This is a genomic window from Massilia sp. Root351 (genome assembly GCF_001425045.1).
Lineage (GTDB): Bacteria > Pseudomonadota > Gammaproteobacteria > Burkholderiales > Burkholderiaceae_D > Rugamonas.
The window spans coordinates 390,908-415,674 of record NZ_LMDJ01000001.1 but is presented as its reverse complement, the minus strand read 5'-3'; the positions used below and the strand labels follow the sequence as shown (position 1 = coordinate 415,674).

20 protein-coding genes and 1 tRNA gene are annotated in these 24,767 nt (G+C 66.9%); 14 read left to right on the top strand and 7 right to left on the bottom strand.

The genetic code is table 11. The features are described 5' to 3' along the window. Positions 1 to 3: 3 nt before the first annotated feature. Together ASD15_RS01855 and ada are read right to left on the bottom strand one after the other, a co-directional pair. Positions 4 to 759: a 2OG-Fe(II) oxygenase gene (locus ASD15_RS01855; protein ID WP_082551486.1), complete on the bottom strand. Its 756-nt coding sequence runs from the start codon at positions 757 to 759 to the stop codon at positions 4 to 6. Next, complete coding sequence (gene ada, locus ASD15_RS01850) at positions 756 to 1,820, bottom strand: bifunctional DNA-binding transcriptional regulator/O6-methylguanine-DNA methyltransferase Ada (protein WP_057153042.1); 1,065 nt, start codon at positions 1,818 to 1,820, stop codon at positions 756 to 758. Before ada ends, ASD15_RS01855 begins: the two co-directional genes overlap by 4 nt. A gap of 92 nt (positions 1,821 to 1,912) precedes the next feature. Here ada and hutC point away from each other — a divergent pair, with 92 nt between their 5' ends. The 9 genes from hutC to ASD15_RS01805 all read left to right on the top strand — a co-directional run bounded on the left by hutC (position 1,913) and on the right by ASD15_RS01805 (position 15,210). Then, a complete protein-coding gene (gene hutC / locus ASD15_RS01845; RefSeq protein WP_057153041.1) occupies positions 1,913 to 2,632 on the top strand; it encodes a histidine utilization repressor in 720 nt (239 codons plus the stop codon). A gap of 158 nt (positions 2,633 to 2,790) precedes the next feature. Then, a complete protein-coding gene (locus tag ASD15_RS01840; RefSeq protein WP_082551485.1) occupies positions 2,791 to 7,560 on the top strand; it encodes a PAS domain S-box protein in 4,770 nt (1,589 codons plus the stop codon). 14 nt (positions 7,561 to 7,574) lie between these two features. Beyond that, entirely contained in the window at positions 7,575 to 8,012 is a 438-nt protein-coding gene (locus ASD15_RS01835) for a response regulator (protein ID WP_229418023.1), read from the top strand. Between the two features lie 257 nt (positions 8,013 to 8,269). Next, on the top strand, positions 8,270 to 8,596 hold the full coding sequence (trxA, locus tag ASD15_RS01830) for a thioredoxin TrxA (RefSeq protein ID WP_057153039.1): 327 nt from the start codon (positions 8,270 to 8,272) through the stop codon (positions 8,594 to 8,596). Positions 8,597 to 8,731: 135 nt separating this feature from the next. Further along, a complete protein-coding gene (gene rho / locus ASD15_RS01825) occupies positions 8,732 to 9,994 on the top strand; it encodes a transcription termination factor Rho (protein WP_057153038.1) in 1,263 nt (420 codons plus the stop codon). Between the two features lie 171 nt (positions 9,995 to 10,165). After that, on the top strand, positions 10,166 to 10,435 hold the full coding sequence (locus tag ASD15_RS01820) for a type B 50S ribosomal protein L31 (protein WP_057153037.1): 270 nt from the start codon (positions 10,166 to 10,168) through the stop codon (positions 10,433 to 10,435). A 78-nt stretch (positions 10,436 to 10,513) separates the two neighbouring features. After that, a complete protein-coding gene (locus tag ASD15_RS01815) occupies positions 10,514 to 12,229 on the top strand; it encodes a glycosyltransferase family 39 protein (protein ID WP_057153036.1) in 1,716 nt (571 codons plus the stop codon). A gap of 71 nt (positions 12,230 to 12,300) precedes the next feature. Continuing rightward, the gene (locus ASD15_RS01810) at positions 12,301 to 13,035 is read left to right on the top strand and encodes an ABC transporter substrate-binding protein (protein ID WP_229418022.1); all 735 of its coding nucleotides are present in this window, start codon (positions 12,301 to 12,303) and stop codon (positions 13,033 to 13,035) included. Positions 13,036 to 13,257: 222 nt separating this feature from the next. After that, on the top strand, positions 13,258 to 15,210 hold the full coding sequence (locus tag ASD15_RS01805; RefSeq protein WP_057153034.1) for an AAA family ATPase: 1,953 nt from the start codon (positions 13,258 to 13,260) through the stop codon (positions 15,208 to 15,210). A 1-nt stretch (position 15,211) separates the two neighbouring features. Here the strand turns inward: ASD15_RS01805 and ASD15_RS01800 are convergent, their stop codons facing one another. Continuing rightward, positions 15,212 to 15,613 (bottom strand): hypothetical protein, encoded by a 402-nt coding sequence (locus ASD15_RS01800; RefSeq protein ID WP_157200789.1) that lies wholly within the window; start codon positions 15,611 to 15,613, stop codon positions 15,212 to 15,214. Positions 15,614 to 15,758: 145 nt separating this feature from the next. Next, positions 15,759 to 16,166, bottom strand: a complete 408-nt coding sequence (locus tag ASD15_RS01795; protein WP_157200788.1) for a hypothetical protein — start codon at positions 16,164 to 16,166, stop codon at positions 15,759 to 15,761. Positions 16,167 to 16,346: 180 nt separating this feature from the next. On the opposite strand from ASD15_RS01795, the gene ASD15_RS01790 reads away from it, so the two are divergent. Next, the gene (locus ASD15_RS01790) at positions 16,347 to 16,811 is read left to right on the top strand and encodes a GNAT family N-acetyltransferase (RefSeq protein WP_057153031.1); all 465 of its coding nucleotides are present in this window, start codon (positions 16,347 to 16,349) and stop codon (positions 16,809 to 16,811) included. A 7-nt stretch (positions 16,812 to 16,818) separates the two neighbouring features. On the opposite strand, the gene ASD15_RS01785 is transcribed toward ASD15_RS01790, so the two are convergent. After that, entirely contained in the window at positions 16,819 to 18,780 is a 1,962-nt protein-coding gene (locus ASD15_RS01785) for an APC family permease (RefSeq protein ID WP_057153030.1), read from the bottom strand. Between the two features lie 123 nt (positions 18,781 to 18,903). On the opposite strand from ASD15_RS01785, the gene ASD15_RS01780 reads away from it, so the two are divergent. Further along, a tRNA-Leu gene (locus ASD15_RS01780) sits at positions 18,904 to 18,988 on the top strand. A gap of 146 nt (positions 18,989 to 19,134) precedes the next feature. Beyond that, on the top strand, positions 19,135 to 19,359 hold the full coding sequence (locus ASD15_RS01775; RefSeq protein WP_157200787.1) for a hypothetical protein: 225 nt from the start codon (positions 19,135 to 19,137) through the stop codon (positions 19,357 to 19,359). Positions 19,360 to 19,382: 23 nt separating this feature from the next. Here the strand turns inward: ASD15_RS01775 and ASD15_RS33505 are convergent, their stop codons facing one another. Continuing rightward, complete coding sequence (locus tag ASD15_RS33505; RefSeq protein ID WP_267877821.1) at positions 19,383 to 19,514, bottom strand: hypothetical protein; 132 nt, start codon at positions 19,512 to 19,514, stop codon at positions 19,383 to 19,385. Positions 19,515 to 19,567: 53 nt separating this feature from the next. Then, on the bottom strand, positions 19,568 to 20,053 hold the full coding sequence (locus tag ASD15_RS01770; RefSeq protein ID WP_057153028.1) for a hypothetical protein: 486 nt from the start codon (positions 20,051 to 20,053) through the stop codon (positions 19,568 to 19,570). A 145-nt stretch (positions 20,054 to 20,198) separates the two neighbouring features. Here ASD15_RS01770 and ASD15_RS01765 point away from each other — a divergent pair, with 145 nt between their 5' ends. Together ASD15_RS01765 and ASD15_RS01760 are read left to right on the top strand one after the other, a co-directional pair. Continuing rightward, positions 20,199 to 23,777, top strand: coding sequence for an MHYT domain-containing protein (locus ASD15_RS01765; RefSeq protein WP_057153027.1), 3,579 nt, complete (start codon positions 20,199 to 20,201; stop codon positions 23,775 to 23,777). Then, positions 23,774 to 24,766, top strand: a complete 993-nt coding sequence (locus ASD15_RS01760; protein WP_057153026.1) for an HD domain-containing phosphohydrolase — start codon at positions 23,774 to 23,776, stop codon at positions 24,764 to 24,766. The genes ASD15_RS01765 and ASD15_RS01760 overlap by 4 nt, the downstream gene beginning before the upstream one ends. Position 24,767: the final 1 nt, after the last annotated feature.

Genomic DNA, 24,767 nt, shown 5'->3' with positions numbered 1-24,767 from the left:
GGCTCAGCTTGCGTCGTGGAAGATGATGCCGAGGGTGTGGCGCGAGCCGCTGCGCAGGCGCGACACGCCATGCCGCAGGTTGACGCGGTAGGCGCCGCGCGTGCCGCTCACAGGGCGGTGGAAGACCGGGAAGATAACCATGCCGCCCTGCTCCAGCGGCACCACCTCGGCGCGCGACTGCATGCGCGGGCGCTGTTCGGTGAGCACGAATTCGCCGCCTTCATAATCGGCGCCGGGCTGCGACAGCAGCACCGCCGCTTGCAGGGGGAACACGTGCTCGCCGTACAGGTCCTGGTGCAGGCAGTTGTAGTCGCCGGCGCGGTATTGCAGCAGCAGCGGCGTGGGGCGGACCTGGCCGGCGGCGTGGCAGCGGGCCACGAAGTCTTCATGCCGCGGCGGGAAGCGCGGCTCGAGCTGCATGGCGTCGTACCAGCGGTTGGCGATGCGCGCCAGCGGCGGGTACAGGGCGGCGCGCAGTTCGGCGATGGGACCGGGCAAGGGATAGGCAAAGTACTGGTATTCGCCTTTGCCAAAGCCGTGCCGCTCCATCACCACCCGGCTGCGGAACAGTTCGGGCTTGGCGTAGGCGCCGGCCAGGCGGACGCACTCTTCTTGCGTCAGCAGGCCGGGAACGATGGCGCAACCGTGGGCGTCCAGGTCTGCGGCGATGTCCTGCCAGTCGAGCGCTTGGCAGCGCGCGGACAGGCCGGCGAAGGCGCCCGGCGCGGGGGCTGCGGCCCGGGGCTGGCGGGGGCTCACTTCGCCCCCTCGCGCTCGAGCAGCGCGGCCTTGCGCTCCACGCCCCAGCGGTAGCCGGAAATCGAGCCGTCGTTGCGCACCACGCGGTGGCAGGGGATCGCCACCGCGATGGCGTTGGCGGCGCAGGCGCCGGCCACGGCGCGTGCGCCTTTCGGCAGCCCTACCCGCTCGGCCAGCTCGGCGTAGCTGACGGTCTGCCCGGCCGGAATCTCGCGCAAGGCTTGCCACACGCGCTGCTGGAAGGCGGTGCCGCGCACGTCCAGCGGCAGCGCCAGGCCGATTTCGGGCGCCTCCACCAGTCCGATCACGGCGGCCACCACCCGTTCGTAGTCCTGTTCGGCGCCGATCAGCTCCGCTTTCGGGAAGCGGTCCTGCAGGTCGCGCGCCAGCTCGTTTGGGTCGTCGCCGATCAGGATGGCGCAAATACCCTTGTCGGTGCTGGCCACCAGGATCGCGCCCAGCGAGCACTGCGCCACGGCGAAGCGGATCGCCGCGCCGCTGCCGCCGGCCTGGTAGGCTTTCGGCGTCATGCCCAGCGCGCCGGACGACTGGGCGTAGAAGCGCCCGCTGGAGTTGAAGCCGGCCGCGTAGATAGCGTCCGTCACGCTGGCCTGCTTGCCGGGGCCGGCCAATCCGGCCTGCATGCGGCGCTGCTTCACGCCGGCCGCGTAGGCCTTGGGCGTGAGCCCGGTCTGGGCCTTGAAGATGCGGTGGAAGTGGAAACGGCTCATGCCGCTGGCCTCGGCCAGGCTGGCCAGGTCCGGCTCGCTCTCGGCTTCGTCGATCAGGCGGCACATCTGCGCCACCATGGCGGCGTGGCGCTCGGCCAGCGGCGGCTGGTCGGGCTTGCAGCGCAGGCAGGGCCGGAATCCGGCCGCCTCGGCCTCGGCCATGCTGGCGTGGAAGCGGACGTTGCGCCGCAGCGCCGGGCGCGCACCGCACGAGGGGCGGCAATAGACGCCGGTGGTGCGCACGGAATAGTAAAACTGGCCGTCGGCCTCGCCGTCGCGCTGCTGCACGGCGGCCCAGCGCTCGTCGTCATTGTTGAAGGTGGTGTCCATGACTGCTCCGTAGTGGTTTCATTATGGGGCCATGGTAGCCAGCCGCCAAGATCGCCACACCCCGACTCTTGCTTTTGAATTAAAATCATCCCATGAACCAACATCAGGCAGCCGAAACCACCCCCATTTTCCAGCGCATCAAGGACCATCTGCTGGAGCAGATCGCCGCCGGCACCTGGAAGGAAGGCGACGTGATCCCGTCCGAACAGGCGCTGGTCAAGCAGTTTGGCGTCTCGCGCATGACGGTCAACCGCGCCGTGCGCGAGCTCACCGCCGAGCAGGTGCTGACGCGCCGCCAGGGCTCCGGCACCTATGTGGCGCAGCAAAAATACCAGGCCACGCTGCTGGAAATCAAGAGCATCGCCGACGAGGTGCGCGCGCGCGGCCACGCCCACCGCAGCAGCCTGCAACTGCTGGAACAGAGCAAGGCCGGCGACCTGCTGGCCAAGCAGTTCGAGCTGCCGCCGGCCTCGGTGCTGTTCCATTCGGTCATCGTGCACTTCGAAAACGGCGTGCCGATCCAGGTCGAGGACCGCTGGGTCAACCCGGCCTGCGCGCCGCTCTACATGAGCCAGGACTTCGCCGCCGTCACCCCCAACGAATACCTGATGGCCGCCGCGCCGCTGCAGGGGGCCACCTACAGCATCGAGGCGCTCAGCCCGCCGCGCGACATCGCCGACATGCTGGCCATCGACACCCGCCAGCCCTGCCTGGTGCTCAAGCGCCAGACCCGCTCGGCCGGCCAGGTGGCCTCGATCGCCACCATGTGGCATCCCGGCCACCGCTACCAGTTCGCCGGCAGCTTTGCCTAGGCCGGCGTGCCCTCCGCAAGGCTCGCTTGCACATTGCAAGTGAATAAATAGCTAGTGCCTGGCGGCCATAAAGTAAACCCTACAGGCAAAATTTCGATGCTATAGTTGGCTGAGAAAAACGGGGCCGCGCCCCGTGCGCATTTGCGAAAGGGAAGCTCTTGCTGCATCGCCGTCCTCAGTCCAGTTTGCCGTCCGGTCCGCGCCGCCCGCGCTGGGCTGCCGCGCTGGCCTGCGCGGCGGCTTCTGCCGTGGCCAACCTGCTGCTGGCGGGCGGCGCCGGCGCGGCCGAGCCCATCACCGTACAGCTGAAATGGCTGCACCAGTTCCAGTTCGCCGGCTACTACGCCGCGCAAGACAAAGGCTATTACCGCGAGGCGGGGCTGGACGTCACCCTGCGCGAAGCCCAGCCCGGGGCCGACCCGGTGCAGGCCGTGCTGGAAGGCAAGGCGCAATACGGCGTGGGCAGCAGCGCCCTGCTGCTCAAGCGCGCCGCCGGCGACCCGGTGGTGGTGCTGGCCACCATCTTCCAGCATTCCGCGTCGGCGCTGTTCGTGCGGCGCGGCGACAACGGCGTGCCGCTGGACTGGCGCGGCAAGCGCCTCATGCTGGCGCCCGGCAACGAAGAACTGCGGGCCTACTTCAAGCAGCAGGACATCGACCTGGACCAGCTGCGCAGCGTGCCGCACAGCTACAACCTTGACGATCTGATCAACGGCAAGGTGGACGCCATGTCGGCCTACACCTCGGAGGCGCCCTACGTGCTGGACCGCGCCAGCCTGCGCTACGACGTGATTTCGCCGCGCGCGGCCGGCATCGATTTCTACGGCGACAACCTGTACACCACCGAGAGCGAACTGCGCGAGCATCCCAAGCGCGCCGCCGCCATGCGCGCGGCCACCCTGCGCGGCTGGCAGTACGCCATGGCCCACCCGGGCGAGATCGCCGACCTGATCCGCGCGCGCTACCCCAACAGCCACAGCCGCGAGCACCTGATGTTCGAGGCCCAGCACACCATCCCGCTGCTGGAGCAGCGCTTGATCGAACTGGGCTACAGCAACCCGGCGCGCTGGCGCGCCATCGCCGACACCTACGCCAGCCTGGGCATGCTGCCGGCCAACTTCCCGCTGGACGGCTTGCTGTACCAGCCGCCGGCCGACAGCGCGGCCTGGCAGTACGGCGCCGGCGCGGCCATCCTGGCGCTGCTGCTGGCGGTGGCCGGCGCGCTGCGGCTGCGCCGCCTGAACGCGGCGCTGGCGGCCGCCGAGGACCGCGCCAGCAAGGCCGAGCAGCTCACCACTTTCGCGCTGGAGGGCACCGGCGACGGCGTGTGGGACTGGCTGCCGCAGTCCGACGCGCTGACGCTGTCGCCGCGCTACTGCGACATCCTGGGCTACGACCCGGCCGAGTTCAAGCCCGACGCGCAGCAGGTGATGGCGCTGGTGCACCCGGACGACCAGGCCCGGGTGGCCGACGAATTCATGGCGCCGGTGGGCCCCACGGCGCCGGCCGGCGGCGCTGCCGAGCCGGTCCCGGCCCCGGTCCCGGAGGCGGCAGCCGGGCCGGGCCAGGCCGAGCGCACCGCGCTGTCCTGCGAGTTCCGCATCCGCTGCCGCGACGGCAGCTGGAAGTGGGTGCTGGGGCGCGGCATGGTGGTGGCGCGCGACAGCAGCGGCCGCGCGCTGCGCATGACCGGCACCCTGGGCGACATCAGCGAGCGCACCGCCGCCGAAGAGGCGCGCGTGGCGGCCATCCTGGAGGCCACGCCGGCGGCCATGATGCTGGCCGACCGCCACGGCCACGTGCGCCAGGCCAACGGCGCCTGCGCCCAGTGCTTCGGCTACGGCGCCGCCGAGCAGATGGCCGGCCTGTCGATGGAACTGCTGGTGCCCGACACCATGCGCAGCACGCCGGGCCGCCCGCGCGAGCTGTTCACCCGGCCCGGCCTGCCCGGCCGCGTGCTGACCGCGCGCCGCCAGGACGGCAGCCATTTCCCGGCCATGGTGCACCTGGCGCCGATCCAGATGGCCGGCCAGGGCCTGTCGGTGCTGTCGCTGCGCGACATGACGCAGCGCCAGCGCGCCGAGGAGGCGCTGCAGGCCAATTCGGAACGCTACCGCCTGATCGTGCAGACCGCCGCCGAGGGCATCTGGATGACCGACGCCGACGACAAGACCACCTTCGTCAACCCCACCATGGCGCGCATGCTGGGCTACGAGACCGAGGAAATGCTGGGCCAGCCGATGAGCGCCTTCATGGACGAGGAAGGCCAGGCGCTGCTGCTGCGCCACCAGCGCCGCCGCAGTTCCGGCCAGGCCGAGCAGGGCGACGTGCGTTTCTTCCGCAAGGACCACACGCCGATGTGGGGCCTGCTGTCGACCACCCTGGTCAATACCGACAGCGGCGCCTACGCCGGCACCCTGGCCATGATCACCGACATCAACGACCGCCGCCTGGCCGACCAGGCGCTGCGCAACTCCAGCCGCCGCATGGCGTCGGTGTTCAACGCGGTGACCAACGGCCTGGTGGTGCTCAACGGCGACGGCCTGATTTTGGAAAGCAACGCGGCTGCCGCGCGCATGCTGGGCGCGGCGGCCCACCCCGGCGCCGGCCTGTGGCCCGGCGTGCACGAGGACGGCCTGCCGTTCGCGCGCGACGAGCACCCGGTGTACCTGGCGCTGGTGTCGGGCCAGTCGGTGCGCGGCGTGGTCATGGGCGTGCGCCAGGCCGACGGCAGCCAGTGCTGGCTGTCGGTGAACGCCGAGCCGATGCGCGACGAGCTGGGCGCCACGCCGATGGCGGTGGCCAGCCTGACCGACATCAGCTACCGCAAGCGCAGCGAGGACGCGCTGCGCCAGGGCGAGCAGCGGCTGCAGGAAATCATCAAGATGATGCCCACCGGCCTGTTCATCAAGGCGCCGGATGGCCGCTTCCTGCTGATGAACCCGGCCTGCGAAGCGCAGTTCGGCTACCGCTTCGAGGAGCTGATGGGCGGCGACGACAGCGCCTTCCACTCGCCCGACGAGCTGGCCGCGTTCCGCGCCCGCGACGCGGCCGCCTTCGCCGGCGGCGTGATGCTGGACTACGAAGAAACCGTGTGGAACCCCACCTTGCGCGAACAGCGCCACTTGCGCACTTTCAAGAACCCGGTGTTCGACGAGCGCGGCCAGCCGGCCTACCTGATCTGCATGTCGATCGACATCACCGACAGCAAGCACGCCGAGCAGGCGCTGCGCGAACTGAACGAGCACCTGGAAGAGCGCGTGGCGCAGCGCACCGAGCAGCTCGACCAGGCCAAGCAGGTGGCCGAGGAGGCCAGCCTGGCCAAGGGCCAGTTCCTGGCCAATATGAGCCACGAGATCCGCACCCCGATGAACGGCGTGATCGGCATGGCCTACCTGGCCTTGAAAACCGACCTCAACCCGCGCCAGCGCGACTACCTGGAGAAGATCCGCTTCGCCGGCGAACACCTGCTGGGCATCATCGACGACATTCTCGACATTTCCAAGATCGAGGCCGGCAAGCTGGAAATCGAGCAGGTCGACTTCGCGCTGGACCATGTGATCCAGACCCTGACCACAGTGGTGGCGCCGAAGGCGGCCGGCAAGGGCCTGAACCTGCTGTTCGAGCTCGACCCCAGCCTGCCGCCGGTGCTGCGCGGCGACCCGCTGCGCCTGGGCCAGGTGCTGATCAACTACACCAACAACGCCATCAAGTTCAGCGAGCACGGCCACATCGTGGTCAAAGTGGTCAATGCCGTCAGCGACGCCTCCAACTGCCTGGTGCGCTTCGAGGTGCGCGACCATGGCATCGGCCTGTCGGACGAGGAAATGGGCAAGCTGTTCCAGTCCTTCCAGCAGGCCGACACCTCCACCACGCGCGAATACGGCGGCACTGGCCTGGGCCTGGCCATCTGCAAGCAGCTGGCCCAGCTGATGGGAGGCGAGGTCGGCGTGCGCAGCGCGCCCGGCCAGGGCAGCACGTTCTGGTTCACCGCGCGCCTGGGCGTGTCGCCGCGCGCGGTGCCGCAGCTGATCAGCAGCGTGAGCGACGCGGCCGCCGAGCTGGTGGCCAGCGCACGCACCGCCGCCGTCATGGCCGCGCTGAAGGACGCCCGCATCCTGCTGGTGGAGGACAACACCTTCAACCAGCAGATTGCGCTGGAAATGCTGGAGGAGGCCGGCAGCTCGGTGTGCCTGGCCAACAACGGCCAGGAAGCGCTGGCCCTGCTGCACCAGGCCAGCTTCGACTGCGTGCTGATGGACGTGCAGATGCCGCTGATGGACGGCCTGGAGGCGACCCGCCGCATCCGCGCCGACCCCGAGCTGGCCGAACTGCGGGTGCTGGCCATGACCGCCACGGCCACCAGCGAGGACCGGGTGCGCTGCCTGGACGCCGGCATGGACGACTTCATTTCCAAGCCGATCCAGCCGGCGCTGATGTACCAGACCATCGCCAACTGGCTGCCGGCCCAGCGCGCCGAGGACAGCGACGCGGCGCTGCACAGCGGCACCGCGGCGCCGTCCGCGCGCCCGCGCGTGCCGGCCTTCAAGCCCACGCTGGCGGGCGACCCGGCGGTGGTCGATTTATCGGTGCTGGCGCAGCTGCTCGGCTACAATCCGCAGAAGATACGCAAGTTCGCCTTCAAGTTCCTGCAGACCACGCAGGACGGCTTCGAGGAAATCGACAGCGCGCTGGCGCGCGGCGACGTGGCGCGGGTGCGCGAGCTGGGGCACCGCATCAAGTCCTCGGCGCGCACCGTCGGCGCGCTGGGCATGGCCGAGATCTGCCTGGCGCTGGAGCAACTGGCGCCCGGCACGCCGCAGGAGGAGCTGGCGCGCGCGCGCGCGCTGGCCGCCGGGCTGTGGCCGCTGCTGGAACGGATCACCGAAGTCATCATGAACAACACCACTTTCGCCAACGACGACTAAGCAACGACTAAGCAATGACTGCCCAAACAAGTACGCAACAATCCGGCCCGGCCCCGCTGCGGGTGCTGCTGCTGGACGACGACTCCTTCATGCTGGCCCTGCTGGAAGACATGCTCGACGAACTGAGCCCGCTGCGCGGCAGCTTCGACGTGGCCAGCGCCACCTCGGCCAAGGCGGCCCTGGCGCTGCTGGCCCAGGGCCCGCGCGACCTGCTGGTGTGCGACCTGTCGATGCCGGACATGGACGGCATCGAATTCCTGCGCCTGGTGGCCGAAGGCGACTACCGCGGCACGGTGGTGCTGCTGTCGGGCATGGACGCGGGCGTGCTGCGCGCCGCCGAACGGCTGGCCATGGCGCAGGGGCTGACCATCCTGGGCGCCTGCAAGAAGCCGGTGGCGCCGGCCGAACTGGACGACCTGGTGGCGCTGGCCCTGGCGCACCGCAGCGCCTAGCAGCACGGTCAGGAAATGGCGCATCGATGTGTTGCCCGCGAGCCACAACAGCATTTTCCGCACAGGCGGCAAAAATGCGTTATTATTTGATCCATCTCCCGCCTGTTATCCTCTTGCCATCATTCAGGGCATCTGTTGAATTCATGGAAAGCGTCTCCATCTGCGGCCTGTAACCCGGCAGCGTCAAGACGATATCCATCTACAGTGGCATAATCATCCAGGCGTAACTAACCCATACCCCCCACCGAGGGAAAAACATGAGCGAAAATATCAAACACATCTCCGACGCATCCTTCGACACCGAAGTGCTGAAATCCGACCGTCCAGTGCTGGTGGACTTCTGGGCGGAATGGTGCGGTCCTTGCAAGAGCATCGCCCCGATCCTGGAAGAAGTGGCCAAGGAATACGAAGGCAAGCTGACCATCGCCAAGCTGGACGTGGACGCCAACCAGGCCGTTCCTGCCAAGTTCGGCATCCGCGGCATCCCGACCCTGATCCTGTTCAAGAACGGCGTGCCGGCAGCGCAAAAAGTCGGCGCGATGGCAAAAGGCCAGCTGACCTCTTTCATCGACAGCAATATTTAAGTAAGATAGGCGGCGCTGCGCCCGCAGCACCGCCTGCTTGGCCGGGGAAAACGGGCCACACCGTTTCCCTCATTGATCAACCCCACGCAGTTCCCTCCCCTACCTTTTTCTTCCCGTCACGGGACACTCACACATATGCATCTATCTGAACTGAAGGCCTTACACGTCTCCGCCCTGCTGGAGATGGCGATCGGCCTGGACATCGACAACGCGGCCCGCCTGCGCAAGCAGGAACTGATGTTCGCCATCCTGAAGAAGCGCGCCAAGTCCGGCGAGCAGATCTTCGGCGACGGCGCACTGGAAGTGCTGCCGGACGGCTTCGGCTTCCTGCGCTCCCCGGACGCGTCCTACATGGCGTCGACCGACGACATCTATATCTCGCCTTCGCAAATCCGCCGCTTCAACCTGCACACCGGCGATTCGATCGAAGGCGAAGTGCGCACGCCGAAAGACGGCGAGCGCTATTTCGCACTGGTCAAGGTAGACAAGGTCAACGGCGAATCGCCGGAAGCGTCGAAGCACCGCATACTGTTTGAGAACCTGACGCCGCTGCACCCGAACGAGCCGCTGCGCCTGGAGCGCGAGATGAACGGCGCCGAGAACATCACCGGCCGCATCGTCGACCTGATCTCGCCGATCGGCAAGGGCCAGCGCGGCCTGCTGGTGGCCTCGCCGAAGTCCGGCAAATCCGTGATGCTGCAGCACATCGCGCACGCCATCACCGCCAACCACCCTGACGTGACGCTGATCGTGCTGCTGATCGACGAACGTCCAGAGGAAGTGACGGAGATGCAGCGCTCGGTGCGCGGCGAAGTGGTCGCCTCGACCTTCGACGAACCGGCCACCCGCCACGTGCAGGTCGCCGAGATGGTGCTGGAAAAAGCCAAGCGCCTGGTCGAGATGAAAAAAGACGTGGTGATCCTGCTGGACTCGATCACCCGCCTGGCGCGCGCCTACAACACCGTGATCCCGGCCTCCGGCAAGGTGCTGACCGGCGGTGTGGACGCCAACGCGCTGCAGCGTCCGAAGCGCTTCTTCGGTGCTGCCCGCAACATTGAAGAAGGCGGCTCGCTGACCATTATCGCCACCGCGCTGATCGAAACCGGCTCGCGCATGGACGACGTGATCTACGAGGAATTCAAGGGTACCGGCAACATGGAGGTGCACCTGGAGCGCCGCCTGGCCGAGAAGCGCGTCTACCCGGCCATCAACCTGAACAAGTCCGGCACCCGCCGCGAGGAACTGCTGATCAAGGCCGACCAGCTGCAGAAGATCTGGATCCTGCGCAAGCTGCTGTACTCGATGGACGAGATCGAAGCGATGGAGTTCATCCTCGACAAGATGAAGGCCACGAAGACCAACCTGGAATTCTTCGACATGATGAGAAGAGGCGGTTAATTCCCCCGTTTCGTCATGAAAAAGCGGCAAAGCCACCCGGCTTGCCGCTTTTTTTTATCCGCTGTATAATCGACGGTTGTTTTTAACCACTGGCAAGTGAGCGGCAATCGGGTCAAGAAGCTGGACGACCGACGAAGTGCTGTTTGGCTACCTACCCCTAGAGAGAAGCACATGAAACCAGAAATCCATCCAGACTACCGCGAAGTGGTGTTCCACGACCTGTCGTGCGACTTCAAGTTCATCACCCGTTCGACCATCCAGACCCGCGAAAAAATTGAACACGAAGGTAAAGAATACCCTCTGGTCAAGATCGAGGTGTCGGCTGAATCGCACCCATTCTTCACCGGTAAGCACAAAATCGTCGACACCGCTGGCCGCGTTGAGAAATTCCGCCAGAAGTTCGGTTCCGTCGGTTCCAAGACTTCCGTCGCTGCAGGCTAATCTGCCCCAGTGCGAGAAAAAAGGCAGCTACGGCTGCCTTTTTTTCATTCATACTCATTTCTTTTTGCGCCCCTGCCGATGAAGCCAGTCCGTCTGCCCGCCGCCGCCACCCTGGCCCTGCCCCGCTGGGCCATCTACGCCCTGTTCCTGCTGTACATCCTGCCGGGCCTGATCGGCCGCGAACCGTGGAAGAGCGACGACGCCGCCAGCTTCGGCATCATGTGGACCATGGCGCAAGGCGGCGTGCAGGACTGGCTGTGGCCCAATATCGCCGGCCTGCCGATGCCCGACGAAGGCCCGCTGGCGTTCTGGCTGGGCGCGGCCTGCATCAAGCTGTTCGGCTGGCTGATGGGCGACGTGCTGGCCGCGCGCGTGTCCACCATCATGGTCTTCCTGCTGGGCGTGCTGTCGCTGTGGTACGTCACCTTCGCGCTGGGCCGTCGCCAGGACGCCCAGCCGCTGAAACTGGCCTTCGGCGGCCAGCCCGCGCCGGACGACTTCGGCCGCACGCTGGCCGACGCGGCCAGCCTGATCTACCTCGGCTGCCTGGGCCTGCTGGTGCAAAGCCATGTCACCACCGCCGAACCGCTGCAAGTGGCGCTGCTGTCGCTGCTGCTGTACCGCTCGGTGCGCTACATGGAACTGCCCTCGGTGCGCAACGCCGCCCTGATCGGCCTGGCGCTCGGCCTGATGGTGCTGGCGCGCGGCTGGCTGGCGCCAGCCTTCCTGGTGCTGGCCCTGTTGCTGTGCTCGCAATTTTTGGCCATGCCGGCCGGCCGCACGCTGGGCCACCTGGCCGTGTCGGCCGGCGTGGGCGCGCTGGCCACCATGCCGTGGCTGCTGCCCGCCGTGCTCAGCCATGGCGACGCCCAGCTGGGCGCGTGGATGCAATGGAACTACGCGCAGATCGCGCTGCCGACGCCGCAGTCGCTGGGCTACTTCCTGCGCGTGGGCGTGTGGTTCTTCTGGCCGGCCTGGCCGTTCGCCGCCTGGGCCGTGTACGCCTGGCGCCGCCAGCGCCGCGTGCTGCACATCGTGGTGCCGGTCACCTTCACCGGCATGGCCACGCTGCTGGCCCTGTGCCACCCGGCGCCCGAGCAAGGCCAGCTGCTGCTGCTGCTGCCGCCGCTGGCCATCATGGCCGCCTTCGGCCTGTTGACCATGAAGCGCGGCGCCATCAATGCCATCGACTGGTTCTCCGTCATGGTGCTGACCCTGTGCGCGGCCACGCTGTGGCTGTTCTGGAGCGCCATGCTGACCGGCTGGCCGGCCAAGGCGGCGCACAACGCGCTCAAGCTGGTGCCCGGCTTCAACCCCGAGTTCCGCGCGCCGGCCGTGCTGGTGGCCTTTTGCGCCACCATCGGCTGGTTCATGCTGGTGCACTGGCGCCTGTCGCGCCAGCCGGCCGTGCTGTGGCGCGCGGTGGTGCTGTCGTCCGGCGGCCTGATCCTGGTATGGATCCTGGCCATGACCCTGTTCCTGCCGGCCGCCAACTACAGCAAGAGCTACGCCACGGTGGCGCGCCAGGCAGCCGCCGTGGTGCCGCCCGGCACCGGCTGCGTGGAAACCAATGTCGCCCCGGCCCAGCGCGCCTCCTTCGTGTATTTCGGCAAGCTGCCGTTCGGCAAACCGGGCCAGCAGTGCCAGATGCTATTACTGCAAGACAACATCCGCATGGACGACAGCGCCGAATTGGCGCCGGCCTACCGCGCGCCGCACTGGCAACAGCTGTGGGAAGGCCGCCGCGCCTCCGACCGCCAGGAACGTTTCCGGCTGTACCGCCGCGCGCAATAGCGCGCCGCGCGGCTTGCCATGGTAGGCTGCGTGCTGTTAATAAAGTATCCATGGCAACAAGACTGATTTTTATGACAACGCTGCTGGGGGCTGCGCTGGCCGCCGCGCCCGCCGTGGCCGGGCTGCCGGGCGCGCTGTTCATCGCCGGCGAGCATTCGCCGCCGGCCAGCTGGAAGGAAGACGGCCAGGTTACCGGCCGCGAAACGGACAAGATCCGGGCCATGCTGCTGCGCGCCGGCGTGCCCTACCAGATCGACATCCTGCCCTGGAAACGCGCTTATACCCTGGCGCTGCAGCAACCCGCCACCTGCGTCTATTCCACCTCCCGCACGCCCGAGCGCGAGCACCAGTTCAAATGGATAGGCCCCACCGACCAGTCCGAATGGGTGTTCATCGGCCGCGCCGACCACAAGTTTCCGCTGCGCACGCTGGAGGACGCCCGCCCGCTGCGCATCGGCACCTACCATGGCGACGCGCGTGACGAGTTCCTGCGCACCCGGGGTTTCCATGTGGAGCCGGTGCAGAGCGATGCGTCCAACCCGAAAAAGCTGCTGCTGAACCGCATCGACCTGTGGGCGATAGGCATGCGTTCCGGCAACCACGCGCTGGCGCAGTTCCCCGCCATCGAGCGGGGCGAGCTGGCGCCGCTGCTGACTTTCCACAAGGTGAAGGTCTACCTGGCCTGCAATCCGGCCCTGCCGGACGCGCTGGTGGACAAGCTGAACGCGGCCCTGGACGGCATGCGCCGCGACGGCACGTACGCCCGCCTGGAGCGCAAGTACGCGTTGTTGGAAAAACGAAAATAGTCCTTGTAATCAAGGCATTATCAAGCTGTCCACGCTGTGGCTGAGTCCGTTTTTTTCTGCGCCGACTGCACACAAAACAGGCAGAGCACGCTATAGTGCTCGATATCCATTGCCCTAGGGCATGCTTAAAAGCAACGCTGGCCACCGCCCCACCCTGCGCTCCAGCCCCTGTACGACATCTTCTGGCCACAGCCCGCCAGCAGTCTGCCGAGTCCAAAGACCATGTTCAACATCTATAAGCTTCAGCTCGCGCTCAAGAATACTTGGGTCCGTATTGCCCTGCTCGCCGCCATCGCGCTGGCCGTCGGCCTGGCCGCCTGGCGCAGCAATGTGGCGCAAGACACCAGCCCGGTGGTGCGCTCGCAGAACATCGCCGAGATCACCGCGCTGGCAACCCAGCGCGAGCGGCTGGACTACCTGCTGGTGGCCAAGCCGCTGTCGGAAGCGCCGCGCTACATCTACAAGTTCAAGGACGCGCCCGAGCTGCACGTGGTGAAAGTGCCCAGCACGTCCCACCTGAGCCTGGAGCGTGAGGTATTGCTGCGCAACGGCATTCCCTACGGCATTGCGCAGGAAGAATGGCTGTCCAGCCACAAGGCCGTGCTGCAGGACGACGGCGGCGCCTTGGCGCCCACCCGCGACTTCCTGCAGCGCCACGCGTTCGACATCACCGTGGTGCTGCTGTTGCTGCTGGGCCTGAAATTCGGCATTCCCGGCATGGGCATGAGCGCCAGCGTGATTTCGCCGGACCAGCTGAAGGGCAGCCTGGACGACCTGATCGGCATGGACGACATCAAGCAGGAAGTGCTGCACCTGGAAGACATGATACGCAACCGCCGCGTCTACCAGTCGCACAACATCGACAAGCCCTTCAACGTGATGCTGACCGGCCCGGCGGGCACCGGCAAGACCAAGCTGGCAGGCTACCTGGCCAAGCGCCTGAACATTCCGCTGATCCAGGCTTCCGGCTCGGCGCTGGAATCGGGCTATATCGGCGGCGGCTCGAAGGCACTGAACGCGCTGTACAAGAAGGCCTGCGCACGCGGCTCCTGCATCATTTTCCTGGACGAGGCGCAGGCGCTGTTCATGCCGCGCGGACGCGGCGAAAAGAAGTGGGAAGACGACACCGCCAACACCCTGCTTGGCCTGCTCGACGGCGTGAAGAAGGACGACGGCGCGGGCGTGATCTGGGTGGTGGCGTCCAACTTCGACGACGCCAGCTCGCAGATGGACGAAGCCATGCTGCGCCGCTTCTCGGTGAAGATCAACTTCCGCCTGCCGAACAAGAACGAACGCGCGCAGCTGGTGGAATCCTTCCTCAAGCGCAAGCAGGAAGGCTGCGTGGACTGGAACAAGCTGGACTTGAACCAGGTGGCCGAGATCACCGCCAACCTGAGTCCGGCGGTGCTGGAGACCGTGGTCGAGCGCGCCAGCATGATCGCCATCCAGGAAGGCAAGGTCATCGACACCGGCCTGATGTTCCGCGCCTTCGAGCGCGCCACCATCGGCCTGACCGACCGCGCCACCACGGCTGAAAAGAGCCGCCAGCGCGAGCGCATCGCCTTGCACGAACTGGGCCACTTCTTCATGCAGATCGATCCCTACCTGCGCCAGGGCCTGCCGCTGGCCGAGATCAAGGAAAAGTCGCACCTGCTGAAAATCAGCACCGAATCGGTCTCGAAACTGGGCGCGCTGGGCTATGTGCTGTCGGCCGGCGACGATATGGCGCTGCGCACGCTGGAGGAGCTGGAGCAGGATGTGATCCAGCTGTACGGCGGCGTGGCGGCCGAGGAACTGTTCTACGGCGCGCGCGGCATTTCCGTGGGCAGCCAGAACGACATCCAGAAAGCCACCCGCATGCTGGACACCATGGTCAACCAGCTGTCGATGTACTCGCGCTCCAAGCTGGACTACAGCCAGTTCAAGCACGACAACAACGAGCACACGCTGGCCGAAGTGGAAGCCAAGGCCGACGAGCTGTACAGCTACACGCTGGGCGCCATCGGCGACTACCGCGCCGTCATGGAATCGGTGAAGGAAGAACTGCTGGAGCGCTACGTGCTGTCCAAGGACGAAATCTTCGCGCTGCTGGAAGAACGGCTGGACACGGCCCCGCCGCAGCGCCCGGAGCGCCGCGTGGCGGACCGCCGCGCGCACGCGGCCAGCCTGGCGTAGCTTAGCGCACCGCCATCATCACCGTGCCGGGAGGCAGCACAGCGCTGGTGACGAGCCGTTCGTAATTGCGTATCGTGAGTTCAGCTCCCTTGTTGCTGAACTCCACGCGCGCGCCGGCAGGCGTGATAAACACGCCGGGTGCGCGCGGCAGCAGCTCGGTCCGCGGCTCGCCCCCCAACTGTGCAAAATAACGCTGTCCGCGCTGGGAGAACGCGATGCGCTCGCCATTGCTCAAATCGTAGGATGCCGCGTACTCGTCGAACTCGCCCGGCGCCAGGCGCATGACTTTTGGCGCCTGCTGCGGCGCCTTGATCTGCACGCTGTCCGACTGCGCTTCCGCATCCGCGCAGAACATTGCCAGGCCCAAGGCTGCGCCCACGACGGCGCCCAGATAAGTTTTCATGATGCGCTCCCATCAGCGGAAAGGCCGCTGCAGCATCATTTCATACTAGCAGCCGCACGGCGGAGCGTAAGCGCCGATTTCACTGATTCTTTCTATCCCGGCGCGCTTCCCCATAGCGCCGTGGGCCGGGGCGCGCTTCGGCCGGCTAGCGCCGGGCCAGGACGGTCACGCCCTTGGCCGGCATCGCCTGCGCCATCGGCAGGCGCTCCAGCTTGTCGATGGCGACCAGCCCGCCCTGCTCGCGGAACTCGAAGCGGGTGCCGGCGGCGGTCTTGAACACGCCCGGCGCCTGCGGATACATTTCGACGCGCCCAGCGCCGGGAAGCTCGGCGTAGTAGCGGTTGACGCTGTTGGCGAATTTGATCTTGGTGCCATTGCTTAGCACGAACAGGTGGGCGTAGTCGTTGAACTCGGATGGGGACAGCTTGTAGGCCGCGCGCTTGATCTGCACGCTGTCGGCGCTGTCGCCGACGACTTGCGGGCCGGCGGCGGCGCCGGCGGCGAGGAAGGACAGAGCGGCAGTGGCTGCCATTGCGGCGAATGTTCTTTTCATGGTGTTTCTCCGTATGCTGGTTGACCTGGCGGTCACCGCTGTTCTCGTTTTAGCGGGGACAGGATCAAGATAGCAAAGCGGCTGGCGCGCCGCTGCATGCGCGCGACAAACGGCAGATTGACGGGGCCAATCTGCGATTTCACGCGGACAGGCGGCAAAGCGGCGGAGTAAGATAGCCGCATGCAGATCCGACCTTACCAGCGCGGCGAAGAGGCCCTGCTGCGCGCCATCTTCCACTCCTCCGTGCACGGCCTGGCCAGCCGCGACTACACGGCCGAACAGCTGCGCGCGTGGGCGCCGGACGACTACGATGCCGCATTGTGGGAACAGCGCATGCGCGCCAACCAGAGCTGGGTGGCCGAGGTGGACGGCGAACTGGCCGCCTTCACCGACCTGCAGCCCTCGGGCTACATCGACATGTTCTTCGTGGCCGCGCCGTATGCCGGGCGCGGCATCGGGCAGGCGCTGCTGCGGCATTTATTCGGGCTGGCGGCCGAACGCCGCATCGCGGTGCTGCGTTCGGACGTCAGCCTGACCGCCGAAGCGCTATTTGCGCGCCACGGTTTTACCGTCGAGACCCGCAACCAGGTCGCCGTGCGCGGCGAACTGCTGGCCAACGCCACCATGCGCAAGCTGCTGCCGTAAGCCCGCGTTACACCTTCATCGGCAAAATCACCATCTGCAAGCCTTCCAGATGCAGGCGGCGCTGGATGGCGAGGGAGGCCTGGTTGTGCAGGGCGCGCGTGAACCAGTTGTCGGCGGAGAAAATGAGCTTGCTGGTGAAGAAGATCGCATTCGGGAATTCGTTGCTGATCTCTTCGCACATGCGGGTCACCTCGTCCACCGCGTCGGTGCCGAAGCCCAGGTAGGACGAGGACGCCATGCCGTGGCTGTGGCAGAAGTCCACAAAGTACTCCAGCGTGGTTTCCGCCTCGTTGCGCATCTGCTCGAGCGCGCCTTCGCCGCCGTAAGCGTGCGAATCCACCGTGCGCGCGTTGATGAACAAAAAGTTCTTGAAGTGGCCCGGGAACATACGCTGCACCCACAGCAGCGCGTGCAAACCGCCGCCGCGCGAATTGCCGACGATGAAGACCGCCGTCTGGTCCTGCGGGTCCGGCTCCACCGGCTCGCGGTTGGGGCCGAACGGCTGGCTGGAGAACACTTCGTCCACCGAATGGATGGCGCGCTTGGTCTCGCGGTAGTGGTTGCGCACCACCACGCACACGGCGGCGATGCCGCCGATGATCAGCGCGGTGGCCCAGCCGCCCTCGGCGAAGCGCTCAATCAGCAGGATCACGAGGATGCCCGCGCAGATCGTGAAGCCGACCAGCGACAGCAGGAAGCGCCCCAGCCAGCGCGGGTTCTTCTTGCGGTTGCGCACCCAGTACAGGCACAGGCCGAACAGCGAAATGGCGAAGGTCAGGAACACGGAAATCGAATACAGCACCACCAGCAGGGTGACGCTGCCGCCGGTCCACCACAGGATGGCCAGCGCGGCCAGGCCCATCACCAGGATGCCGTTCTGCGTCACCAGCCGGGTCGACAGGTAGCGGAACTTGTGCGGCACCCAGGAATCGGCCGCCATGTTCGACAACACCGACGGCCCGCCCAGGAAGCCGGTGTTGGCGGCCACGAACAGCAGCCCGGCCTCGAACGCCAGCACCACCGCCAGCAGCACCTGGTTCACCACCGGCCCGCCCAGGTCCATGTGGTTGATGATGCTCTTGAAGGTGGACGCGTTCAGCGTCTCGCCCGGCACGTGCTGGGCGTCCCACAGCAGGTACAGCATGATGATGCCGCCAGCCGTCACCGCCAGCGACAGCGCCATGTACAGCATGGTCATCTTGCCGGTGCGCACACGCGGCTCGGCCAGCAGGTTGACGTTGTTGGACACCGCTTCCAGCCCGGTGTAGGTGCCGCCGCCCTGCGAGTAGGCCAGCAGCAGCATGCCGGCCACGCCGGTCCAGCCTATGCCCTGCGCCAGGCTCACGGTTTCGTCCATGGTGCTGGGGATCAGGCCGGGCAGGTGTTCCGCATGCGCGACGATGCCGTACACGATCAGGATCAGGTGGGTGACGACAAAGCCGACGAAGATCGGCAGCAGGATCTGGATGGCCTCCTTGAGGCCGCGCAGGTTCATCACGATCAGCAGGCCGATGAAGAACACCTCGGCCCATAGCTTGTAGGGCTGGAAGCCGAGCGGCAGGAAGGAGGCCAGCGCGTCCACCCCGGAGGCGATGGAGATGGCGATGGTAAGCACGTAGTCGAGCACCAGCGCGCAGCCGGAGATCAGGCCCATGTAGGGACCCACCAGCTTGGTGGCCACGCGGTAGCCGCCGCCGCCGGTGGGGAACAGCTCGATCACCTGGTTGTAGGCCAATGCGATGATGAACACCGTGATGGCGGTGGCGATCGCCATATACAGGCCAAGGTGGGTGTGCGTGCCCAGCGCGCGGAAGGTTTCCTCCGGGCCGTAGGCGGACGAGGACAGACCGTCGGCGCCCAGGCCGACCCAGGCCAGGAAGGCCACCAGCGCCATCGAATGGCGGGTTTCGGAGCGCATCGGGTCGAGCGCCTTGCCCAGGATGATCTCGCGTATCTTCTTGTTTTTCATGCGTTCGGCCCCGGCTGGGGGCGGTTGGCGTACGTAAGCAGAATGATGACACAGGCGGGCCGTGAGCAGGCTTACAATTTCTCCGGGGCTGGACTATAATGTATGCCTTGCGCGTACAGTGCCGCCCTGGTGGTGGAACTGGTAGACACAGCAGACTCAAAATCTGCCGAAGAAATTCGTGCCGGTTCGATTCCGGCCCGGGGCACCATTACCGCACAACAGCATCAGCGCAGAACCCGCATGTCTTCCCTGGCAGTGCGGGTTTTTTGTTGCCTCGCGCTTGGTATATTGGCAATTTCCCCGCGTTTGATGCTAGGATTGCATTCCGTTAATTAGTTATCAAAAAGGACTGCAATGAAACAGCTACTCCTGATGCTCGCGGCCGGGGCCGCACTGGGCGGTTGCGCCACCAATGCGGAAATGGAAGGCAAACCCACTTATGAAGAGCAGTACGCCCAGACCGGCAGCCGCCTGCCGCGCCGCGACTCGACCGTCAAAGTGACCAGCAAGGAACGCCTGGAATACGACTTGCAAACCGTCACCAGCGGCACGGCAGCCGGTCCCGAAGGGGGCCGCTAAGCGGACCTGGCGAGGCGGCCGCCTCAATCTTCGTCGGTGAAGAAATTTTCCTGCAGATAGCTGCGCGCCTCTTCCAGCATGGCTTGCAGCTGCTGCTGCTCTTCCTCGTCGCCATCGCCCATGCCTTCTACGCGGCATACGCTGTAATGCTTCATCGGATCCTGCCTTGTGCGCCCCGTGAAGTAGTCGTGGCCAGCTTATGCATTGCCTATGACAGCGCGGGCGTTTCCGCGCACGCCGCCCACACTACCGAGTGCGCCGTGCGCAGCAAGAAATAGCGCACGCCGGGACGCAGTTGCTCCAGGCCCAGACCGTCAATGTAGGCGTTGCCTGCCATTTCGCACAGCACGGTCCGTTCGTCCGGCACGCGCAGGCCGTGCATGGCAGCGACCGCTTCTTCCATCACTTGGTACAGAATGGGGCTGGCGAAGGTCACCGTGAGGGCGGCCGCATCCCGGTCCGTCACGACGCGCCGCCCCTCCTTGCGGGTCGGGCGCAGCGTGACGGCCACCGCGCTCCCGTCGTCAGCCAAGCGCTCCAGCAACAATTCGGTCGCCCCCTTGAAATCCATGTTGCAGGCATCAACGCCCTGGACCTTTCCCGACGCCAGGGCCTCGCGGGCGGCGGCCGTATCGTCCGCCTCGCCGGTGGCGCGCCAGACCAGGCACTGTCCTCGCCATATCAGCTCAGCCATACGCTCTCATCCAATTCCGGAATGGAAAACTCGTCTTCATTCAATTCGGCACAGCCGCAACACATGGTCATATTTCCACATGGAAATGTGATAATGTATGTTGCTGACATTTATTGCAACAGGATTTATTCAATCGCCAACCGCCATGGACCAAAGTTCCCTGCTGCAGCTGTTCTCGCCGCCGGCCGAGCCGGCACTGATGACCTATGGTCAGTACGATCCCAAGCTGGTGGTGCTGTCGGTGCTGGTGGCGGTGTTTTCGTCGTGGATGGGCTTGCAGCTGGCGGGCCAGGCGCGCGGCGGCAGCCACCGCATGCTGCGCACCGTGGCGCTGCTGGCCGGCAGCCTGGCGCTGGGCTGCGGCGTGTGGTCGATGCACTTCATCGGCATGCTGGCGTTTAACCTGTGCACCAGCGTCAGCTACGAACCCACCCTTACCATCCTGTCCCTGCTGCCCAGCCTGGGTGCGTCCTGCGTGGCGCTGGCCCTGGTGCGGCGGCGCAAGGTTACCGGCAAAACCCTGGGCTGCGGCGGCCTGATGGTCGGCCTGGGCATCGCCGCCATGCACTACGCCGGCATGGCGGCCATGGAATCGACGCTGGCGCTGCGCTACGACCCGGTGATGTTTGGCGTCTCCATCCTGGTTGCAGTGGCGCTGGGCACGGCGGCGCTGTGGGTGCGCTTCGGCCTGCGCGGCGCGCTGCACCTGAAGAACGGCACCCGGCTGGCGCTGAGCGCGCTGTTCATGGGCTGCGCCATCGCCGGCATGCACTACACCGGCATGGAGGCGGCGCGGTTCGTCGGCGTGCCGCCGCCCGGCACTGCGCCCGGACCCGGCAGCGGCTTCCTGGCGCTGGCCATCTCCGTCATCACCGTGGCCTTCACCGTGTTCGTGACGGGCGCCTACGGCCTGCTGCGCTACCGCGAACTGTACCGCAGCCTGCGCCGCAGCGAGAGCTGGATGCGCGCGCTGCTGACCACCACGGTGGACGGCGTGATCTCGGTCGACGGCGACGGCGTGATCCAGGACTTCAACGCCTCTGCCGAGCGCATCTTTGGCTGGCGGCGCAGCGAGATTATCGGCCGCAACGTGGCGGTGCTGGTGGCCGATCCGCTGCAGTCGGCGCAGGACGGGCTGCTGTACCACCTGCGCCAGCGCGACAGCGCAGCGGCGCGCCAGGCCCACGCGGGCACGGAGCTGTACGGCCTGCACAAGGACGGCAGCCTGGTGCCGATCCGGCGCGCGCTGGGCCACGCCAGCCTGGGCGGCGAGGACCTGTTCGTGCTGTTCATCACCGACATCAGCGAGCGCCGTGCCATGGTGCAGGCATTGGGTGAAAGCGAGCAGCAATTCCGCTCGCTGATCGGGCATATCCCCGGCATCTCGTTCCGCTGCATGGCGGGCGGTGCGCATCCGCTGGTGTTCCTGAGCGACGGGGTGGAACTGGTGGCCGGCTATCCGGCAAGCGACTTCGTCGGCCCGGACACCAGCCGCACGCTGACCGGCCTGATCGTGCCCGCCGACCGCCCGCGCGTGGTGCAGGCACTGGACCAGAGCATCGCCAGCGAACAGCCCTACCTGATCGAATACGCCCTGCAGCATGCGGATGGCGGCCTGCGCTGGATCTGGGAGCACGGCGCCGTGGTGCGCGACGCGGCAGGCCAGGTGCGCTGGATCGACGGCGTCATGCTGGACATTACCGAACGGCGGCAGATGGAGCAGGAACTGCGGCGCGCCAAGGACCACGCCGAGCAGGCTGCCGCCGCACGCGCCAGTTTCGTGGCCAATATGAGCCACGAGATCCGCACGCCGATGAATTCCATCCTCGGCTTCACCGACGTGCTGCTGGACACCGAGCTGCAGCCGGAGCAGCGCCGCCATCTGAACACGGTGCGCAGCGCGGGCCGGGCGCTGCTGCGGCTGCTCAACGAGATTCTCGACACGGCGAAACTGGACAAGGGCGCGGTGGAACTGGAGCTGGCGGACTACGATTTCCTGGCGCTGATCGACGAGCTGACCTCGACCAGCGGCGCCAGCGCGCGCGCCAAGGGGCTGGCAATGGAGGTCGGCTATGCGCCGCAGTTGCCGGTGCGGCTGCACGGCGACGAGCTGCGCATGCGGCAGATCCTGACCAATTTGCTGGACAACGCCATCAAGTTCACCGCGCACGGCGGCGTGGCGCTGCATGCGGCGCTGCGCGACGGCCAGCTGCACCTGACGGTGCGCGACACCGGCATCGGCATTGCGCCGGACCGGCTCGAGGCGATATTCGATCCCTTCACGCAAGCCGATCCGTCGATGACGCGGCGCTATGGCGGCACGGGCCTGGGCACCACCATCAGCAGGCAGCTGGTGCAGCTGATGGGCGGGCGCATCTGGGCCGAGAGCGTGCAGGGCCAGGGCACGGTGTTCCATGTGCTGTTGCCGCTGGTGCCGGCGCAGGCGCAACCGGCGCTGGCAGGCGGCGCGGCGGGTATCGAAGGATTGGCCGGATCGGCGGAGACAGCGGAGGACACGGCGGCGGCGCTCGCGGACCGCGCAGTGGCGCTACCGCCGCTGCGCATCCTGGCGGCGGACGATGTGGCGCAGAACCTTGAACTGCTGCGGCTATTGCTGGAACGGCGCGGCCACAGCGTGACGACGGCGGCCGACGGCGCCGCCGCCGCGAACCTGGCCGGCAGCGCGGACTTCGATGTGATCCTGATGGACGTGCAGATGCCGGTGATGGACGGCCTGGCCGCCACCCGCGCCATCCGCACGCAGGCGGCGCAAGCGGGCCGGCGGCGGGTGCCCATCATCGCCATGACGGCCAGTGTACTGGACGCGCACCGGCAGGCCAGTTCGGCGGCCGGCATGGACGGCTTCGCATCCAAGCCGGTCGACTGGGCGCAGCTGTCGCGCGAACTGGCGCGCGTGCTGGCGCAGGCGACGCCGGACGCGCTTGCCGGGCAGGCCGCGGTTGCCGCACCGGATGCGCCAGCCGCGCCACACGCCACCATCGCCCCCATCCTTCCCGCCCTGCCGGTCCCGCCTGCAGGGCTGTACGGCGCGCGGCCTGAACTGGGGCTGCAGGTGCTCAACGAAGCAGCCGGCCTGCGGCGCTGGGACGGCAGCGAGCATGGCTACCAGGCCGCGCTGGCCCACTTCCTCACAGAACACGGCAACGGCGCGCAGCAGTTCGCCGCGCTGCGCGCCAGCGGCGACCATGCAGCCATCCAGGCGCTGGCGCACCGTTCGCGCGGCGTGGCCGCCAACCTCGGGCTGGAACAGCTGGCGCAGGCGCTGTCGGATATCGAAGAGCTGGTCGCAGGACAGGCGGAAGACCAGGCTGCGGCGTCCCCGCCGGGCGCGGCGCTGGAAGCGGCCCTGGCTGGCGCGGCACTGCAGCTCGCCGCCGCGCTGAAGGCGATCCGCGCACGGCAGCAGGACCAGGCCGGGACAGCCGGACAGGCGGCGCCTCCCTCGCCGATACTGGCCGCGCTGGCGCTCGACATTGCAGCGGCGCGCGAGGATGCGCAGCGGCTGCTGCACTCGCTGCGGCGCGGCGCGCTGGACGACGCGGCGCTGGCCAGCCTGTCGCACCGCGTGCAAGGCCACGTGCCGCCCGCCGCGCTGGAACAGCTGCACCTGGCGGTGGCGAATTTTGATTTCCCGCTGGCGCAGGCTAAACTGGACGCCGTGATGGCCGACGCGCTGCCCCATTCCCAAGAGAGTCCGCAATGAACCAAGCCCCTTTGCAGCCGCTGATCCTGGCGGTGGATGACGAAGCGAGCAACCTGCAGCTGCTGCGCCACATCCTGCAAGACCACTACCGCCTGCTGTTCGCCAAGGACGCCGCGCGCGGCCTCGACCTGGCGCGCCAGGAACGGCCCGACCTGATCCTGATGGATGTGATGATGCCCGGCATGACCGGCTACGAAGCCTGCCGCATGCTGAAGGCCGACCCGGCCACCGCTGCCATCCCCGTCATCTTCGCCACCGCCTTGTGCGATCCGGACGACGAGGTCACCGGCTTCGAGGCCGGCGCCGTCGACTACATCACCAAGCCCCTCAGCCCGCCCATCGTACGGGCCCGCGTGCGTACTCACCTGTCGCTGGTGCGGGTGGACGAACTGAAGGAAACGCGGCTGCAGATCGTGCAGCGGCTCGGCCTGGCCGCCGAGTACAAGGACAATGAAACCGGCCTGCACGTGATCCGCATGAGCCACTACGCGCGCGTGCTGGGCCTGGCCGCAGGCCTGAGCGAGATCGCCGCCGAGGACCTATTGCACGCCGCCCCCATGCACGACGTGGGCAAGATCGGCATTCCGGACCGCATCCTGCAAAAGCCGGGCGCGCTGGACAAGGACGAGTGGAAGATCATGCAGTCGCACTCCACGATAGGAGCCGACATCATCGGCGAGCACGCCCACGGCATGCTCGCGCTGGCGCGCAATATCGCGCTCACCCATCATGAGAAATGGGACGGCAGCGGCTACCCGCGCGGGCTGGCCGGAGAGGACATTCCGCTGGAGGGCCGCATCGTGGCGATTGCCGACGTGTTCGACGCGCTCACTTCAGCCCGGCCCTACAAGGAGGCGTGGCCGGTGGAGGAAGCGGTGCAGTATTTGCGCCAGCAGCGCGGCCAGCATTTCGATCCCGAACTGGTGGACCTGTTCCTGGAGCGCCTGCCCGCCATCGTCGAGATCAAGGCGCGCTGGGCGGAGCGCTGAG

Coding starts and splice junctions, on each gene's coding strand:
- ASD15_RS01760 (WP_057153026.1), top strand. CDS start 23,774: ATGAACCAAGCCCCTTTGCAGCCGCTGATCCTGGCGGTGGATGACGAA.
- ASD15_RS01810 (WP_229418022.1), top strand. CDS start 12,301: ATGACAACGCTGCTGGGGGCTGCGCTGGCCGCCGCGCCCGCCGTGGCC.
- ASD15_RS01820 (WP_057153037.1), top strand. CDS start 10,166: ATGAAACCAGAAATCCATCCAGACTACCGCGAAGTGGTGTTCCACGAC.
- trxA (WP_057153039.1), top strand. CDS start 8,270: ATGAGCGAAAATATCAAACACATCTCCGACGCATCCTTCGACACCGAA.
- ASD15_RS01835 (WP_229418023.1), top strand. CDS start 7,575: ATGACTGCCCAAACAAGTACGCAACAATCCGGCCCGGCCCCGCTGCGG.
- ASD15_RS01775 (WP_157200787.1), top strand. CDS start 19,135: ATGAAACAGCTACTCCTGATGCTCGCGGCCGGGGCCGCACTGGGCGGT.
- ASD15_RS01770 (WP_057153028.1), bottom strand. CDS start 20,053: ATGGCTGAGCTGATATGGCGAGGACAGTGCCTGGTCTGGCGCGCCACC.
- ASD15_RS01805 (WP_057153034.1), top strand. CDS start 13,258: ATGTTCAACATCTATAAGCTTCAGCTCGCGCTCAAGAATACTTGGGTC.
- ASD15_RS01815 (WP_057153036.1), top strand. CDS start 10,514: ATGAAGCCAGTCCGTCTGCCCGCCGCCGCCACCCTGGCCCTGCCCCGC.
- rho (WP_057153038.1), top strand. CDS start 8,732: ATGCATCTATCTGAACTGAAGGCCTTACACGTCTCCGCCCTGCTGGAG.
- ASD15_RS01785 (WP_057153030.1), bottom strand. CDS start 18,780: ATGAAAAACAAGAAGATACGCGAGATCATCCTGGGCAAGGCGCTCGAC.
- ASD15_RS33505 (WP_267877821.1), bottom strand. CDS start 19,514: ATGAAGCATTACAGCGTATGCCGCGTAGAAGGCATGGGCGATGGCGAC.
- ASD15_RS01790 (WP_057153031.1), top strand. CDS start 16,347: ATGCAGATCCGACCTTACCAGCGCGGCGAAGAGGCCCTGCTGCGCGCC.
- ASD15_RS01800 (WP_157200789.1), bottom strand. CDS start 15,613: ATGAAAACTTATCTGGGCGCCGTCGTGGGCGCAGCCTTGGGCCTGGCA.
- hutC (WP_057153041.1), top strand. CDS start 1,913: ATGAACCAACATCAGGCAGCCGAAACCACCCCCATTTTCCAGCGCATC.
- ASD15_RS01765 (WP_057153027.1), top strand. CDS start 20,199: ATGGACCAAAGTTCCCTGCTGCAGCTGTTCTCGCCGCCGGCCGAGCCG.
- ada (WP_057153042.1), bottom strand. CDS start 1,820: ATGGACACCACCTTCAACAATGACGACGAGCGCTGGGCCGCCGTGCAG.
- ASD15_RS01795 (WP_157200788.1), bottom strand. CDS start 16,166: ATGAAAAGAACATTCGCCGCAATGGCAGCCACTGCCGCTCTGTCCTTC.